Genomic DNA, 17,035 nt, shown 5'->3' with positions numbered 1-17,035 from the left:
GGTGATGGATCCTTTGAAAAGAAATCTTGTAATTGACAATTTCTGAAAATTTAGCTATATTGATAACAACTAAACAGAAAGTAGGTGATGTGACATGATGAATAGATCTGTAATTAGCGAACTGCAATTCGGTTTGTTCAATTTCACACGCCTAAAATATACAAAGTGACGCCGTGCCATAACTCGGGGTATTTGTGTATCTTTTAAACGTGCCTGTGAAACCTTGTAACTGCCGAATTGCAGCTACAAGGTTTTTTTATCGTAGTTCCAAAAGGTGAAATTGCGATAGGGCCTCTTGCGGATGACAACTATTTCCGCTGAGGCATCATACGTTTAGGAGGAAAATGAATTGAATTTAACAACATTAGGTTTTACAACATATTTTGAAGAGCAAATGATAGAAATGAAAAAACAGGCTAAATTAAAAAATTGTGTGCCTGCAAGGGTTACTTTAGAGCATAAGCATTCTTATCGGGTGTTAGCTGAAGAGGGAGAATGGCTTGCGACAATTGCTGGTCATTATGCGTATACGTCTTTAGCGAGGGAGGACTATCCAGCAGTTGGTGATTGGGTGCTAGTGGAGAAAATGCCCGGTGAGGAACGAGCAATTATTCATCAGCTATTCCAACGAAAATCTGTATTTTCACGTAAAGTTGCAGGAACGGAAATTCAAGAACAGATTGTCGCATCAAATGTCGATATTGTGTTACTTGTTATGAGCTTGAACGCAGATTTTAATATTCGACGTTTGGAGAGATATTTAGTGGCTGCTTGGGATTCAGGTGCAAAGCCCATTATTGTCCTGACAAAAGCTGATTTATGCGAGGATGTTTCGAGCTTAGTACAAGAAGTGGAGTCTGTAGCCTTTGGTGTGGATATCTTTGTAACGAGTGCTCTATCGGGGGAAGGTCTAAAGGAAATTCAGACGCTATTCACAGAGGGGGTGACGGGGGCATTATTGGGGTCTTCTGGAGCAGGGAAATCCACATTAACAAATGCTTTATGTGGTGAGATACTGATGAAAGTAGCGGGTATACGTGAGGATGATGCCAAGGGACGACATACAACAACCCATCGAGAGCTAGTAGTATTGCCTGCTGGCGGCTGTCTAATTGATACGCCAGGGATGCGTGAGCTTCAATTGTGGGATCAAGGGGATAGTTTAGCTTCTAGCTTTCAAGATATTGAGGAACTAGCAACGGCTTGTCGTTATCGTGATTGTACACATCAAAAAGAGCCTTATTGTGCTGTCCAGCAAGCTATAGTAGATGGGGACTTGGACCAATATCGTCTACAAAGCTATTTTAAACTGCAAAGAGAATTGGCTTATATGGAGCGCAAAACAAATACGCAAGCAAAACTTGAGGAGCAGCGCAAGTGGAAGCAAATAGCCAAGGGAATGAAAAAGGGGAAGAAATAATCAATAGGAGCACAACCATGACAATTCAAAACATCAATCATTTATTGTTTTCAGTTTCTAATTTAGAGGAATCCATCACTTTTTATGAAAGAGTATTTGATGCCAAGTTGTTAGTAAAGGGGAACAGCACAGCCTATTTTGATGTAAATGGGCTGTGGCTAGCTCTTAATGTAGAAAAGGATATACCACGTAATGACACCCATCATTCCTATACACACATTGCCTTCACAATCACTGAGGATGACTTTGATAAGATGTATGACAGATTGGTGCAGCTAAAGGTCAATATTTTAGCGGGTCGGCAAAGAGATGAAAAGGATAAAAAATCGATTTACTTTACAGATCCTGATGGTCATAAATTTGAATTTCATACAGGAACTTTGCAGGATCGTTTGGATTATTATAAGCAAGAAAAGCAGCATATGGCGTTTTTTGATAACTAATTAAGGAGAGATTTTATGAATAAAGCGTTTATTTTTGATATGGACGGAACATTATTTCAAACCAATCTTATTTTAGAGCCTGCGCTCGATGCAACATTTGATGTGCTGCGGACAAACGGCTTGTGGCAGGGAGAAACACCTATAGAAAAATATAGAGAAATAATGGGGGTTCCTTTACCTGTTGTGTGGGAAACATTATGTCCTATGCATGCGGTAGAGATACGAGAAGAGAGCAATGTATTATTCCATGTAAAGCTGATTGAGCAAATACGTGGACATAAAGGTGCTTTGTATCCAAACGCTGAACAAACCCTTGCAACATTGTCAGAGAATTATCCGTTATACATAGCGAGTAATGGACAGGTTGACTATTTACAAGCAATCGTCGAAACCTATCAGTTGGAGCGTTTTATAAAGGGAATCTATAGCATTCAAGCCATTGCAAGTGGACATAAATCGGACCTGGTCAAAAGAGTTGTAGATGAAAATAAAATTGATTACGGGGCAGTGGTAGGAGATCGGTCTTCGGATATCCAAGCTGCACAGGACAATCAATTACTATCAATAGGTGTACGCTTTGACTTTGCACAAGACAAGGAGTTAGAAAAAGCAGATATAGTAATTGATGATTTAACTGAGTTGCTAAAGGTTACATTCGATTAACTCAAGAAAGTGAATCAAAAAAGGACGCTTTTACAACAATCATTGCATTTCTTCACAAGAAGGCGTAAAATAATGCCAAATCCTATAGAAAAAGCATTGAGAAGGAAAAGTAAATTGGATTAGCATTTTGTAGAGAGCCTCTGTTGGTGGAAATGAGGTAAATGACCCCTTTTGAAAATGACCTTTGAGCTTCGTACCGAAAGCTTTTTAGCCAGTAGATTACGACGAGATGGGCACTCGTTACAACAGCAGCAGTATCTCTTTTTTGAGTGAAGACGTACTGAGAGAGGCAAATGGTGTGAGCTATTTGTAAATATAGGTGGTAACACGGGTATACTCGTCCTAATCAGATTTGATTAGGGCGATTTTTTTTTACTATTTTTTCTGTGAGGGGAGCAATTTAGAATGACGATTGTTATTGGAGGCGCTTGGCCGTATGCAAATGGCTCTTTGCATTTAGGGCATGTTGCCGCATTATTACCAGGTGATATTTTGGCTAGATATTACCGACAAAAAGGCGAGCAGGTTTTATATGTATCAGGCAGTGATTGTAATGGTACACCCATTTCGATACGTGCCGCACAAGAGAATACAACGACAGAGGCTATAGCTAATCACTATCATGATGAGTTTACTAGATGTTTTCATGATTTAGGATTTACCTATGATTTGTACACAAGAACGGATGCGGAGCACCACCATGAATCCGTTAAGACCCTTTTCTTACAGCTACTGGCCAACAATTTTTTATACAAAAAGAAAATTGAACAGGCTTACTGTGAGACGGATAAACAATTCCTACCAGATCGATTTGTCGAGGGACTTTGTCCAAATTGTGGAGCGAAAGCAAGGGGAGATCAATGTGATAACTGCTCAGAAATTTTAGACCCACTGGATTTAATTGATAAGCGCTGCAAAATTTGTGGGAACGAACCTGTTATTCGGGAAACTGAGCACTTTTATTTTACCTTTAGTCAATTTCAAGGAAGGTTGGAGTCTTATTTAGCACAAGCGAAAGTCGAGAAACGTTGGCGTGACAATGCTTTAGGGTTAACGGAGCGATACTTGGCAGAGGGAGTTCCCGACCGAGCAGTAACAAGAGATTTACCAAATGGCATAGATGTCCCAGTGCCAGGTTTTGAAGGGAAAAAAATATATGTATGGATAGAAGCTGTAGCAGGGTACTTAACAGCAAGCTTGAAATGGGCAAAAGAGCATCAAATAGCCATTGAAGATTTATGGAATGAAGAGACCATTTCATACTATGTACATGGGAAGGATAATATTCCATTCCATACAGTTATATGGCCAGCCATTTTAATGGGAATTGGATCTAAGGCATTACCTACCCATATCGTATCCAATGAGTATTTAACATTAGAAAAGCGCAAATTATCTACTAGTCAGAATTGGGCTGTATGGGTTCCTTATATTTTAAGTCGTTATGATGCGGACTCTATTCGTTACTTCTTAACGATGAATGCGCCAGAAAATCGTGATACTGATTTTTCATGGCGGGAATTTATTTATAGCCATAATGGTGAATTACTCGGAGCCTATGGTAATTTTGTAAACCGTACTTTGAAGTTTATTGAGAAATCATTTGCTTGTCAGGTGCCACAAGCGGAGGTGGACAGCGACATTCGAAAACAAACTGTACAATTGTTTAATGAAGCGGGCGTTCTTATTGAAGGTGGTCATTTCAAACAGGCATTAGAGTCCATTTTTGAGTATATTCGCAGAGCTAATCGTTATTTTGATGAACAACAGCCATGGCTACAGGTAAAAGAAAACGTAGAGGCAGGTAATCGTACATTAGCAACTTGCGTCTATATCATTGCGAATTTAGGACAACTGCTGCATCCTTTCTTACCGTTTTCAGCAAAGAAAGTAAAAAATATGTTAGGTATAAATGAAATGATGTGGCATGAGCAAGTAGATCTGCCTAAAGTCATTCAAGAGGTGACACCATTATTTGAACGTCTGGATATCGAACGAATCGATGAGGAATATCAAAAACTAGTTAGGGATAGTCACTAGGATTGAAAAAGCAGTATGGCGCAAGAGCCATACTGCTTTGCTAGTTTCATTTAATTCATAACAGGTGTTAATTTTGTCACTACAATGCTATTGATCGCATTAATATAGGCTAATGCACTTGCCTTAAGAATATCTGTATCTGCTGCTTTTGCAATATACTTTTCGCCTTCATGCTCAATCGTAATTTTTACTTTACCTAAAGCCTCTTTGCCTCGTGAAACACTATTGATATTATATTCCACTAGTTTTACATCCATATTTGTAATTTCTGCAATCGCTGAATAGAGGGCATCAATTGGGCCAGAGCCTACTGCACTAGCTTTAAATACTTCACCGCCTTTACGAACCTTAACACTTGCAGAAGGGAAGCTTGTATTGCTGACGACTTGTAGATCATCAAAATCAAAGAATTGCTCACTATAATGTGTAGCATTTTTATTATTGGCATCATGTTTTTCATAATAGCTTTCAACAATAACATACAAGTCGTGATCATATACTTCTTTCTTTGCATCGGCTAGCTTTAAGAATCCTTCAAAAATGCCCTCAAACTCCTCTGTGGAAAGATTAGTAAACCCTAATTTTTCAAGAGCATTTTTCACTGCATGGCGACCAGAGCGAGCTGTTAGTACTAGCTCCATATCATCAAGACCTACATCCTCAGGATGGACGATTTCATAAGCATCACGCGATTTTAACAAACCATCTTGGTGAATACCAGAAGAATGGGCAAATGCATTATCTCCTGTAATGGCTTTATTAACCTGTACATCTAAGCCCATAAAGCTAGAAACAAGACGTGAAGTATTCATAATTTCTTTTGTATTAATACGTGTTTCGGCATTGTAGACGGAGCCACGAGTTTTAAGTGCCATGACAACTTCTTCTAATGCAGCATTACCTGCACGTTCACCGATACCATTGATTGTACATTCTACCTTATCTGCACCATTTTTAATTGCAGCTAGCGTATTAGCCGTTGCCATTCCAAGATCGTTATGACAATGAACACTTAAAAGAACGCTATCATCTAAGTTTTTCATACGGTCGTTTAACTTAAAAATCATTTCGCCAAATTCCTCTGGCTCTGCAAAGCCTACCGTATCAGGAACGTTAATCATCGTTGCGCCAGCTCTCATAACAGCTTCAATTGTTTTCCAAAGATATTCAAAGTCTGAACGAGAGGCATCCTCTGTGGAATACTGAACTTGTGGCAATAATGTTTTAGCGTATTTCACAGCATCCACGCCAATTTGTAAAATTTGATCTTTTGACTTGCTGAATTTTTTCTCTACATGAATATCAGATGTGCCAAGTACCATGTGAATCATCGGGTTTTGAGCATATTTCACAGCGTTATAGACAGCATCAATGTCAGCCTTTACAGCACGTGCTAATGCTGTAATCATAATGTCGTTTGTATTGCCAACCTTTTCAGCTACAGCTTTGACGGCATCAAAATCACCTTGAGAGGAAGCGGGGAATCCAGCCTCTATAATATCGACACCCAATTTTTTCAGCTGCTGTGCGATCTCTACTTTTTCGTAAAGATTTAGCTTTGCTCCAGGCACCTGTTCGCCATCACGTAAAGTTGTATCAAACACCCAAATTTTTCTTCCCATTTTCAAACACTCCTTTTTAGTGATTAGTATCTAAAATCTACACTTAGGCCAATAAGTCATTAAAAAATAAAAAAACCCGTCTCTATGTAAAAAATAGAGACGAGTTTATGCTCGCGGTACCACTCTAATTGACCTTCCCTATATAGAAAAAGTCCCCTTATCGACAGCTATCACTGTCTATCCTGTTAACGGGGGAAACCGACATCCCTTACTGAAAAGTTCAGGGAGTAGCTCATGGACGAGTTCAAAATGTGTGCCTACCGATTTACACCAACCATCGGCTCTCTACAAGTACACAACCACTTTTACTATTTCCAATCTTGGCCTGCAATGTGTTGTTGAAAGCAATATTACTTGGATATTAACTTCCTGTCAATAATATTCTAAAAATTTATTTAATTCTGTCTTAAGTATTAACTACCTTATTAAATATTTGATATTTAGTGAAATGTTGATGGAGGCACTAAAAAATATATATTTCCCGTGAGTAAATGGTTAGGGGAGTTAACATATGATATGTTGGAAAATCATGATATTTTTTGTATGAAGAAACTGCTCGTTTTCTATAAACCTAAAGAAAACGAGCAGTCTTTTATTCTAGCTTAAAACGAGAGACTTGTGTATGAAGTTCTTCTGCCATATTTGAAAGTGTTGCTGCTGAAGCTGCTACTTCTTCGATAGTAGCTAATTGTTCCTCGGAAGCAGATGCAACATTTTGTAAATTAGATGAGGACATTTGGGCAATAGTTGCAATTTCATCAAAGGAAGCATAAATTTGCTCTGCACTAGAGGACATCTCCTCTGAAACAGTCGTTGCTTCTTGGATTTGCATGGATACTTGCTCAATCAGCTCAACAATCTTAGAGAAACCTTCTTCTGCTACCTTTACTACTTGCATACCAATTTGAACCTCTTGAGTTCCAGTATCCATCACCGTTACAGCACGGTTTGTATCCTGCTGTATTTCAGAAATCAAGGTAGCGATTTGCTCAGCGGATTTTTTTGATTGCTCTGCTAACTTTTTCACTTCATCTGCAACGACTGCAAAGCCGCGTCCATGATCGCCTGCACGGGCTGCTTCAATTGCAGCATTAAGTGCTAATAAATTTGTTTGTTCTGCAATATCAGTAATAATACCAATGATATTGCCAATTTCAATGGAATGCCCGTCTAGGTTTTTAACAACACTTGCTGACTCTAAAACAGCCGTGTTGATTGTTGTCATCTGAGAGATAACACGATGTAAAGAATCATTTCCTTTCTTAGCCTCTGAATTTGTCTCGATTGCCAGTTCAGAAACAGCAGCAGTAGTAGAAGCTAATTGTTGTATACCCTTTGTCATGTTTTTCATTGCTTCTGAGCTTTCAGTTGCGTTTTTCCCTTGAGCCTCTGAGCCACTAGCAACCTCTTGAATAGAAGAAGTGATTTGTTCTGTAGCCTGTATAGTTTGCTCTGCACTAGCTGTTAACTCAGCAGCAGAGCCACTTACTTGTACAGTATTTTGGCGTACATTTGTAATTAAATCCTTTAAATTTGTAGCCATTTGATTAAACGCAAGCGCTAAATCACCCACTTCATCACGATTTTTTATACGAATTTGTTCAGCTGTTAAGTCACCCTCAGCTATTTTTTTCGCAGCCTTAGCCATACCGTTAATTGGACGAGACATTAGACTACCAACCACCATAGCAATTATCAGACTTATGACAACAGCAAAGACTCCAAGAAGCATCATTTGGAGCTTGATGTCTTGAATTTGATTGGATGTAGCAGCCATTTTACCTTCTACATATTCATTTTGATAATTAGAAAGGTTTTCAACACGTTCATCGAATTGTTTAATAATTAAGCGTCCTTGAGTACTATCCAATTTTTCGTACTTCTCTGTTTCTCCAGCAGCTTTTAACTCAAACATACGATCTGCAAATTGTTGAACATTTTGCTCACTTTTATTAATAGCTTCAAGCATCTTAATTGATTTCTCTGAATCTAAAGTAGCCATTAATTCTTCTGATTTTTGTTTGAATTCCTCGCGTGAGGCTTGATTACTTTGAAAGTTTTGTTTGTCTCCAAGTAGTAAGTAGCCTCGCATGCTGACAATTTCCTGTTTTGCAATCACCCGTAATTCCTGAATACTTATAGATTTAGTAGTTTGTTCCTCCAGTAATGTACGATAGGTCTTATTTACAGAATCAAGCTGTTTTATATTTAAGCCGATTGTTGTAACGAGTACCAAAATAACTATAAAAAAACCGAGTAATAATTTCTTGTAGATAGTAAATCGCATAGTTGAAATATCCTTTCTCAGTAATTAGTAGAAATGTTACAAAATAATGAAATATGTATATATATCATTTATATCAGATTATATGAATTTTACAAAGTATTATGAGTATTTCTACAGTAATTAGTAGTTTGAAAATGGGTATTAATTATATATGAAGTAATAAAAAAAGTAGATTTTATCGCTATTATGTTACTAATAATAGGGATAATTAATGGTGCATGTTGAATATTAAGTCAATTTTCATAAATTTTGAAACTTTAATAGTAGTCATAACGTAGAAGTAGTAAAGGAAAAAAACAGGGGTGGAGAAAATGTATAGGCCAATTTTAAAGTTACCTAAAACAAGATCAGAAAAGATATGGGACTATATTGGTGGTAGTATATTTATTTTATCCATCTTTTATATTATATTGGCATGGGGTAAGTTGCCTGATGAAATACCTGGTCATTTTAATGGATTAGGTGAGGTGGATCGTTGGGGCGCAAAAATAGAATTATTCATTCTTCCGTTCATCGGTTTATTTTTATGGATTGTTATGGGGCTGCTAGAAAAAGCACCTCATATGCATAATTATCCGTCACGTTTGGATGAAAGTAATGTAGAATCATTTTATTTGAATAGCAGAAAAATACTAAATCAAGTAAAAAATATCTGTCTCATCTTATTTGCCTTTATATCGATTCAGATGGTTCGTATTGGTTTTGGTGAGGTAAATTCATTAGGCTGGTGGTTCCTGCCCATTATATTGATAGGAGTATTTATCCCGATTATTAAAGGATTTATAACAAGCTACAAAATAAAATAGTGAGACTCAAACGCTTAGGATACCCTTAAGCGTTTTATTTTTGTGAAAAAATTTTTATAGTGTGTCACAAATGGCTGTTGATTTCAGTTATATAGTCGAGGAAGGGAAGATTTAAAAGATTTCTCCAAGTAACTCGGTGACATTCAATAATTTTTTAAGATTTTTTATCTAGTGTCACAAACTTCTATTAATGTCAGTTATATAGATTGGAAAGGGGGGACAACATTGACTACACGAGATCCATCAAAAGAGCGATCTGATATAGATATTCAATCCATTGTGGAGCAAGTTCAATCAGGTGACACGCATGCCTATGCAGAAATCATTCGTTGTTTTCAAAAGCAAATTTATATTTATTGTTACTATATGCTAGGAACCAAAGAGGAGGCGGAGGATGCTTCACAAGATATTTTTATTAAAGGATTAGAGAATATTCATAAATTTTCCTATACAGTTTCCTTATCGGCGTGGCTTTTTAAAATCGCTCACCACCATTGTATCGATGTCATAAAAGCAAAAAATAGGGGCTATAAGTTTTGGCTAAATGTGAAGCAAGAACAGGTGAAGCAGACGCAAGCACAGATACCTGAATATGATGAAATGGTGCATAGGCTACTGGAAAACTTACATGTAGATGAAAAAAGGATTTTATTACTTCGTTCTATTGAAGAGTATAGCTTTGATGAAATTGCTGTCATTATGGATATGAAAGCAGCTACAGTAAGAAAAAAGTATGAACGATTACGCAAAAAATTGATGAAGGAAAATATGTTAGGAGGGGATATTTATGGACACTCGTTCAAAATTGGAGGATAAGGAGTTAGCTCAGATAGAAAGGTTTATTCGGGAAACACCTGTGGAAGTGGATTTAGTAAGTCGGACAATGGACAAATATGAAAGCAGCCGTGATACAAAGCCGTCTGAAAAATTTATAACTCGTAAGAACTTACGTCAAAGAGTCATGATGATTACCGTCTCCGCAGTAATGATTTTTAGTTTGATTATTGTTACAGGTTTAATTTCACCAACGATGGCTGCTACGATGAAAGAAGTGCCTTTATTATCATCTGTTTTTAAATTTACAAGGGATCTTGGTCTACAGGCCGCAGATGAAAAGGGACTCTCAACAAAATTGAATATAAGCGTTACGCATGAAGGCTTTACATTAAATGTAACAGAAGTAGTGTATGACGGTACACGTGTTGCAATTGGAATTGAACGCCGTCATAAAGAAGGTGAAAATTCAAAAGAAAGTTTATCAGAGGAAATTAGTAATATTGAATTTTTACTAAATGGTGAACCACTGAATAATTTTAGTGGTGTTTTTGGACAACTAAGTAAGGATAATAATTCCGCAATATTTGAATTTGCAGATTTGAAAAATCAAGGTGGAAGCCCTTTCCCAAAGCAATTTAATTTGACATTATCTGCTACAATAACTGGGATTTCTGAACCTTTTAAAATGGATATTCCAGTGAGTGATATTGGTAACAATGTAAACCTACAACCTAATATAAGTAGAAAATATAAAAATAATCACTTTACTATTGAACAAATTATGCTAACTCCTATTACAACTAGTATTACGACAAGAATAGCCTTGCTTGATAAATCAACTTCTGTAGATTTTCGGGAAGGAATAAGTATCGAAGTTTATGATGAACAAGGGCATGAACTAAAACTAATTAATGGCAATGGTAGACGTGAGACAAATAAAGGAAATAGCGATATCATAATGGATTTACGGTTACATCCATTTGAAACCTTACCAAAAGCAATTACAATCAAACCGTATATTCATCTTTATGACGATGAGGGATCATACCAACTGGATGAAAACGGAGACCCGAAGATTCAATACATTCCAGAGCTAGAAATAACAATACCAATTAACTCAAAAGAATAAAAAAGTAAAGAAAGTGAGGCAAAGCTCACTTTCTTTACTTTTTAGTACTTCAAACTATCCTCTTATATAAAAATAATAAGTACCAAGTAGTGCTTGTACTACAGCGTTCCCTACATTGACAACTCTCTCCTTTCGAAATTGACCAATGATGACCATTCAATGCGATTCTAGAGCCAAAATATGTGTTAACGTGCCGTTCTCGAGTGTTGTTATATTCATAAGCAGGCACAAAAGTAACAGTAACTTTAAATTCATCTGTTGAGTTAATTGATTCTTCTTAAGCTGATGCGGGAATCACGTATGTAATTGCATTTGTTTCTAATTCAGAAGCACTAGCATTGATACTGAATCCATCACCGACAATAGTTGTAACTAAGGCTACAGAAGCTAACTTACCAAAATACTTCTTTAGTTTTCTTCTTAATTTTGAATTAAATTCCAATAAATAATAACGTTACAAAAATACCGTGTTGTGAATTTAATGGTAAATATTATATATTTTACAATAAGTGTTTTATAATGAAATGTTGCAAAGTGACTAATGCATAAAATACAGTTGATCTTTTATAGAAAGAAATAATGAAAGCATTAATAAAGTAAACTTTTTTGTAACTCGTTTTGTTGTAGTTTTTGTTGCCTTTATTTAAAGTAGTTTGTAAGGCTACAAAGATTATTACGTCTTATGGGTACTCCAATCGATGAAAAAGTTTTTCGTTAGCTTTACAATAAAGAAAATGTATTGTTAACAGAAATAAAGGAGAATAGAAGATGACGGTAACTTTAGTGAGACACGATATCAAATATGCTGAGGCTATGCATGCGTTGTCTTCTATGCCACAGGTTCGAGACGCCCTTGGTTTACCTGCTGGCAAGGTAGAAGACACGATTCATTTTATTAAGCGAGAACGTATAGATGAAGAAGAAGGTAAGACCGTCCCTCGTGTGATTTTAGATGAGGAGGGGCAAGTCATTGGTGTTACATCTCTGATGTTTATAGATCATCATAAAAAGAGCTGTCATATCGGCTCTTGGCTTGGCTATCAATTTTGGGGGAAGGGCTATAATCTTGAAGCAAAAACGGCTATTTTAGATATTGCGTTTTTTGAGTTGGGATTATCACGTGTTTTTGCAGGAGCCCGAAAGGTTAATATCCGTTCACAAAAAGCACAAGAAAAGCTACCTTTTGTTCGATTAGGGGTGGAAAAAGATTATCCTGAGGAGCATTCATGGTTAGAAGTGAAGGAAAAGCAACCATGTGTGTTAAATGTTTTTGAACGAGAAGATTATGTCCGTTATCGAACATCCCTAGAAAAGGTAGAAGGAAACCGAGAAGCCTTTTTACCTCAGCTTTTATTAGCTGATGAGAGTGAAGTGGCAGTTCGGAAATATTTAGATAAGGGTACATTATATAAAATTAATTGTGGAGAACTGCTAGTGGGAGTGGCATTAGTCATTCCTCAATCTGACACTACAATTGAATTGAAGAATATTGCTATTGAAACCAAGTATCAAGGGAAGGGAATAGGCAAAGAGATATTACGACAACTTATTGAAAAATGCCGTAATGAAGGCTATCAGGTAGTGTTAGTTGGAACGGCGAACTCAAGTATTGATAATATCGCTTTTTATCAAAAAGCAGGCTTTCGCATGGAGGCTATTGAAAAGGATTTCTTCAGTCATTACCCAGAACCAATTTATGAAAATGGTATTCGTGCATTGGATATGATTTTCTTTACAAAACAATTATAAGCAACTTTATAAAAAAATACCCGTTCAACAAATGTTGAGCGGGTATTTTTATTTACCGAGCAGTAGCGCCATTAATTTTTCCTTAGAATGAAGGAAATCGTCCAAGGTGTATTGATCTAACACGTTCAAATAGGCTTGCAAAGCTTCATACAGTACACCCTTTAGTTGACATTCTGGAGCTATTTTACATAGGTTATTCTCTTTATCGAAACATTCTACAAGATGAAAATCCTCTTCTGTATGACGAACAATTTCACCGATGGTAATTGTTTTTGGATCGATAGCAAGGCGAATACCACCGCCGCGTCCACGAATTGTTTCAATGTAACCTAATAAACCAAGCTGGTGTGTCACCTTCATTAAATGGTTTTTCGATATATTATAAGCATCTGAGATCTCTTGAATAGTTGATAATTGACCATCTTCCTTTGCGCCTAAATAAATAAGCGTGCGCAGAGAGTAGTCCGTGTATAAAGTTAAGCGCATCCGAACACCCTACTTTCTATAATTCATAATAATTATAGCATTTTTACATTGAAGTATAATATCTTCAACCTATTTTTAAAGATGTATTTAGAATACATCAAATATGTCTATTTTGTTAAAGATGTATTTTATATATTGCTTAAAGAGAATGAAAGCGTTATATTGTAATCACGAAAGGATGGTAAGCGATATGTTAAAACAAGAAACAATTCAAATTATTAAAGCAACAGTACCTGTATTAGAAGTTCATGGTGTTGAAATCACAAAGACGTTTTACAAAAATATGTTTCAAGCTCATCCAGAATTACTAAATATTTTTAATCACACGAACCAAGAACAAGGCCGTCAGCAAACAGCATTAGCAAATACTGTTTACGCTGCAGCAGTTCATATTGAAAATTTAGAAGCGATTTTACCAGCAGTAATGCTTATTGCACATAAACACCGTAGTTTAGGAATTTTACCTGAACATTACCCAATCGTGGGTGAAAACTTACTAAAAGCGATTAAAGAAGTACTTGGTGATGCAGCAACAGATGATATTATTGGTGCATGGGCTGAGGCGTATGGCGTTATCGCAGATATTTTCATTCAAGTAGAAGAAGAGTTATACCAAAAAACTGAGAACAATGGTGGATGGCGTCTATTTAAACCTTTAAAAGTGGCAAAAAAAGTTGTAGAAAGTGACTTAGTAACTTCTATTTATTTTGTAAATGAAGATGGATCACCACTACCAACTTATGAACCAGGTCAATACATCTCTATTCGAGTAAAAGTGCCAGGAGAAGAGTATTTAATGAACCGTCAATATACACTATCACAAGCGAGTGCAGAAGATGGCTATCGTATTTCGGTGAAACGTGAAAGTGACCATACGCCAAATGGTAAAGTATCAAATTATATTCATGATCACTTACAAGTTGGTGATTTAGTAGATGTAAGTGCTCCAGCTGGATTATTTGTATTAGAAGAAACGGCTACACCAATTACATTTGTAAGTGGCGGTATTGGTGTAACACCTTTAAACAGTATGCTGCAATCTTTAAATGATAATGCAGAGAATGAAGTGAACTTTATCCAATGTGCTCGTAATGAGAAGGTTGTAGCGTTCAGCGATGATATTCAAGGAAAAGTAAACGTATTACCGAATGCATCCTATACAGCTTTATATTCTGATGAAGACAAGCTTATTACCAAAGAATTGCTGGCTGAAAAAGTAACTGATAATGCAGATGTATATGTATGTGGCCCTGTAGGTTTTATGGAAGCGGTTATTAAAAATTTACATGAAATTGGCGTGAAAGATGAAAAAATTCACTATGAATTCTTTGGACCAGCCATGCAATTAGCTAAATAAAAAATAAACTCCCTGCTATGAGTAATAACTCGTAGCAGGGTTTTTTTGTAGGAAGCAGATAGATGAGTTTTAAGCAATATAGAGAACATTGTGCCTTGCAATTGCAGCATTTTAAAAAAGATTGAAGCTTTATATTGACAATATACCTATAGGGGTATAATATAAATCTCGTAAGGAATTTCAATCTATCGTTTGAAAGGGGGCATAACAGAATGGCGTATGGCTCAAACACGGCAAATCGTGTGAAACGTATGGAAGGTCAAATGCGCGGTATTTTACGCATGATGGAAGAAGATCAAAGTTGTAAAGATGTGATTACACAGCTATCTGCCGTGCGTTCTGCTGTTGACCGGACGATCGGTGTCATTGTAAGTGAAAATTTATTAGATTGTGTATCGACTGCTGAAGGCAATGCTGAAAAAATGAATGCTGCTATCCAAGAGGCGATGGATTTGGTCGTGAAAAGTCGATAACTTAATATACCCATAATTGTATAAAAAAGGAGGACTGATCATATGGAAATATGGATTATTATTGTGCTTGTGGCAGCCTTTTTCGTTTGGAGAATGAAGCCTGCGAAGGGCGTTCAATCAATTTCTACAGCCCAATTAAAAGATATGCTGAATGATAAGGATAAGATATTTATCGATGTACGCACGCCTGCTGAGTATAAAGGTCGGCATATCTCGCAATTTAAAAATGTTCCGCTTGGATCGAACTTTGAAAACCTACCGAAGGATAAAGAGATCGTAGTTATATGTCAGAGTGGCATGCGAAGTAGTCAGGCTTGTAAGCAACTGAAAAAGCAAGGCTTTGATCGTGTTTCTAATGTTCGTGGTGGAATGAGTGCATACTAGGAGGAGAAAAAAGTGAAAGAAATTACAGCCAAAGAAGTTCAGCAAATTATGGAGCAAGGTGGGAAGCTGAATCTTATTGATGTGCGAGAGGTAGATGAAGTAGAGGCTGGTCGAATTCCGGGCGTTATTCATATCCCGCTAGGTTTATTAGAGTTTCGACTACCTGAATTAAATAAGGGAGAGTCGTATATTATGGTTTGTCGATCAGGTGGACGTAGTGCTCGGGCTACTCAAATATTAGAAAGTAATGGCTTTAATGTAACTAACATGATTGGTGGTATGTTAGCTTGGGAGGGGAAAGTACAGTTATAGATTAAATCTATATTTTTTTGAATAAAAAAATACCCTTATAGGTATATGGAGGTTATGGAAAGTATGAAGTCGGATTTTCAGCTAGATGCCAAGGGCCTTTCTTGCCCGATGCCGATTGTGAAAACAAAAAAAGCAATGGCTGATTTAGTAGATGGTCAAGTTTTAGAAGTAGCTGCGACAGATAAAGGGTCAAAAGCTGATATTGCGGCATGGGCTGAAACTGTAGGTCATCAGTATATTGGTACTATAGAAGATGATGGTGTACTGAAACATTATATTCGTAAATGTACAAACGACCAAATAGAAGAAATGACGTTTGATCAAACAATTGATTTAGAACAAATCACAAGTCGTAAAGGATTAATTCTAGATGTACGTGAGGAAGCGGAATTCGCTTTTGGGCATATTACGGGAGCAAAATCGATACCAATGGGCGAACTGGAGACGCGACTTTCTGAGCTTGATAAAGAGCAGGAGATATATGTTATTTGTCGTACTGGAAAACGCAGTGACATGGCTGCGCAAAAGCTGGCTTCACGTGGTTTTACGAAAGTATTTAACGTCTTACCAGGAATGACATCGTGGTCAGGCGATTTAACAAAAAATATTTAAATTGGAGGAATTTTATTATGTCGAACAAAGTAGCAATCATTGCAAGTAACGGTGGTTTATTTGATGCGTATAAGGTATTTAATATCGCAACAGCTGCGGCAGCTTCTGAGAAAGAGGTAGCTATCTTCTTTACATTTGAAGGTTTGAATCTAATTCATAAGCAAGGTATGCATGTATTACCAATGCCTGCTGGAGCAGAACACTATGCTGAAGGGTTTACAAAAGCAAATGTGCCAGCTATTCCTCAACTAGTGGAAATGGCACAAGAATTGGGTGTGAAATTTATTGCTTGCCAGATGACGATGGATGTTATGGGTTTAACTACTGAAGATTTCATCGAGGGTATTGAAGTGGGAGGAGCCGTAACGTTCCTAGAATTCGCGAAAGACGCAGCACCGTCACTTACATTCTAGTGACCTACCTATAAAAGCGGAGAGGGTACCCCTCTCCGCTATAAAAAACGTGAAAATAATAC

The 17,035-nt window shown here is 36.9% G+C and carries 17 protein-coding genes and 2 other annotated features; of the genes, 14 read left to right on the top strand and 3 right to left on the bottom strand.

Translation table 11 applies throughout. From position 1 onward, the window contains the following. Nucleotides 1-349: 349 nt before the first annotated feature. The 4 genes from rsgA to metG all read left to right on the top strand — a co-directional run bounded on the left by rsgA (nt 350) and on the right by metG (nt 4,566). Nucleotides 350-1,420 (top strand): ribosome small subunit-dependent GTPase A, encoded by a 1,071-nt coding sequence (rsgA, locus tag LCP48_RS21580; protein ID WP_004231826.1) that lies wholly within the window; start codon nt 350-352, stop codon nt 1,418-1,420. Nucleotides 1,421-1,437: 17 nt separating this feature from the next. Next, nucleotides 1,438-1,863: a FosM family fosfomycin resistance protein gene (gene fosM, locus LCP48_RS21575; protein WP_004231828.1), complete on the top strand. Its 426-nt coding sequence runs from the start codon at nt 1,438-1,440 to the stop codon at nt 1,861-1,863. Between the two features lie 15 nt (nt 1,864-1,878). Beyond that, complete coding sequence (locus LCP48_RS21570; RefSeq protein ID WP_004231831.1) at nt 1,879-2,526, top strand: HAD hydrolase-like protein; 648 nt, start codon at nt 1,879-1,881, stop codon at nt 2,524-2,526. 87 nt (nt 2,527-2,613) lie between these two features. Beyond that, nucleotides 2,614-2,874 (top strand) — a binding site (T-box leader). A 57-nt stretch (nt 2,875-2,931) separates the two neighbouring features. Next, complete coding sequence (gene metG, locus LCP48_RS21565) at nt 2,932-4,566, top strand: methionine--tRNA ligase (protein WP_225340508.1); 1,635 nt, start codon at nt 2,932-2,934, stop codon at nt 4,564-4,566. Between the two features lie 50 nt (nt 4,567-4,616). Here metG and LCP48_RS21560 read toward each other — a convergent pair whose 3' ends face one another. Both LCP48_RS21560 and LCP48_RS21555 read right to left on the bottom strand, forming a co-directional pair. After that, a complete protein-coding gene (locus LCP48_RS21560; protein ID WP_004231834.1) occupies nt 4,617-6,188 on the bottom strand; it encodes a 2-isopropylmalate synthase in 1,572 nt (523 codons plus the stop codon). A gap of 92 nt (nt 6,189-6,280) precedes the next feature. After that, nucleotides 6,281-6,519: a binding site (T-box leader), on the bottom strand. A 261-nt stretch (nt 6,520-6,780) separates the two neighbouring features. After that, entirely contained in the window at nt 6,781-8,475 is a 1,695-nt protein-coding gene (locus LCP48_RS21555; protein WP_004231836.1) for a methyl-accepting chemotaxis protein, read from the bottom strand. Nucleotides 8,476-8,786: 311 nt separating this feature from the next. On the opposite strand from LCP48_RS21555, the gene LCP48_RS21550 reads away from it, so the two are divergent. The 4 genes from LCP48_RS21550 to LCP48_RS21535 all read left to right on the top strand — a co-directional run bounded on the left by LCP48_RS21550 (nt 8,787) and on the right by LCP48_RS21535 (nt 12,936). Beyond that, the gene (locus tag LCP48_RS21550; RefSeq protein WP_004231838.1) at nt 8,787-9,281 is read left to right on the top strand and encodes a DUF1648 domain-containing protein; all 495 of its coding nucleotides are present in this window, start codon (nt 8,787-8,789) and stop codon (nt 9,279-9,281) included. A 225-nt stretch (nt 9,282-9,506) separates the two neighbouring features. Then, the gene (locus LCP48_RS21545) at nt 9,507-10,097 is read left to right on the top strand and encodes an RNA polymerase sigma factor (RefSeq protein ID WP_009370628.1); all 591 of its coding nucleotides are present in this window, start codon (nt 9,507-9,509) and stop codon (nt 10,095-10,097) included. After that, nucleotides 10,069-11,187, top strand: a complete 1,119-nt coding sequence (locus tag LCP48_RS21540; RefSeq protein ID WP_004231843.1) for a DUF4179 domain-containing protein — start codon at nt 10,069-10,071, stop codon at nt 11,185-11,187. The genes LCP48_RS21545 and LCP48_RS21540 overlap by 29 nt, the downstream gene beginning before the upstream one ends. 768 nt (nt 11,188-11,955) lie before the next feature. Continuing rightward, the gene (locus LCP48_RS21535) at nt 11,956-12,936 is read left to right on the top strand and encodes a GNAT family N-acetyltransferase (RefSeq protein ID WP_004231844.1); all 981 of its coding nucleotides are present in this window, start codon (nt 11,956-11,958) and stop codon (nt 12,934-12,936) included. A 48-nt stretch (nt 12,937-12,984) separates the two neighbouring features. On the opposite strand, the gene LCP48_RS21530 is transcribed toward LCP48_RS21535, so the two are convergent. Continuing rightward, the gene (locus LCP48_RS21530) at nt 12,985-13,422 is read right to left on the bottom strand and encodes an Rrf2 family transcriptional regulator (RefSeq protein ID WP_004231845.1); all 438 of its coding nucleotides are present in this window, start codon (nt 13,420-13,422) and stop codon (nt 12,985-12,987) included. Between the two features lie 190 nt (nt 13,423-13,612). On the opposite strand from LCP48_RS21530, the gene hmpA reads away from it, so the two are divergent. The 6 genes from hmpA (at nt 13,613) to LCP48_RS21500 (ending at nt 16,973) form a co-directional block, all read left to right on the top strand. After that, on the top strand, nt 13,613-14,779 hold the full coding sequence (gene hmpA, locus LCP48_RS21525) for an NO-inducible flavohemoprotein (RefSeq protein WP_004231846.1): 1,167 nt from the start codon (nt 13,613-13,615) through the stop codon (nt 14,777-14,779). A gap of 212 nt (nt 14,780-14,991) precedes the next feature. Then, nucleotides 14,992-15,252 (top strand): metal-sensitive transcriptional regulator, encoded by a 261-nt coding sequence (locus LCP48_RS21520; protein WP_004231849.1) that lies wholly within the window; start codon nt 14,992-14,994, stop codon nt 15,250-15,252. Nucleotides 15,253-15,294: 42 nt separating this feature from the next. Next, nucleotides 15,295-15,636, top strand: coding sequence for a rhodanese-like domain-containing protein (locus LCP48_RS21515; RefSeq protein ID WP_004231851.1), 342 nt, complete (start codon nt 15,295-15,297; stop codon nt 15,634-15,636). A gap of 12 nt (nt 15,637-15,648) precedes the next feature. Beyond that, the gene (locus LCP48_RS21510; protein WP_004231854.1) at nt 15,649-15,948 is read left to right on the top strand and encodes a rhodanese-like domain-containing protein; all 300 of its coding nucleotides are present in this window, start codon (nt 15,649-15,651) and stop codon (nt 15,946-15,948) included. A gap of 63 nt (nt 15,949-16,011) precedes the next feature. After that, the gene (locus tag LCP48_RS21505; protein ID WP_004231855.1) at nt 16,012-16,560 is read left to right on the top strand and encodes a sulfurtransferase TusA family protein; all 549 of its coding nucleotides are present in this window, start codon (nt 16,012-16,014) and stop codon (nt 16,558-16,560) included. 17 nt (nt 16,561-16,577) lie between these two features. Then, complete coding sequence (locus tag LCP48_RS21500; protein WP_004231858.1) at nt 16,578-16,973, top strand: DsrE/DsrF/DrsH-like family protein; 396 nt, start codon at nt 16,578-16,580, stop codon at nt 16,971-16,973. Nucleotides 16,974-17,035: the final 62 nt, after the last annotated feature.

Origin of the sequence: Lysinibacillus capsici, assembly GCF_020217405.1 — a bacterium.
GTDB classification, from domain to species: domain Bacteria; phylum Bacillota; class Bacilli; order Bacillales_A; family Planococcaceae; genus Lysinibacillus; species Lysinibacillus capsici.
The sequence above is the reverse complement of the archived record's forward strand: the minus strand, read 5'-3'. Positions and strand labels throughout refer to the sequence as shown.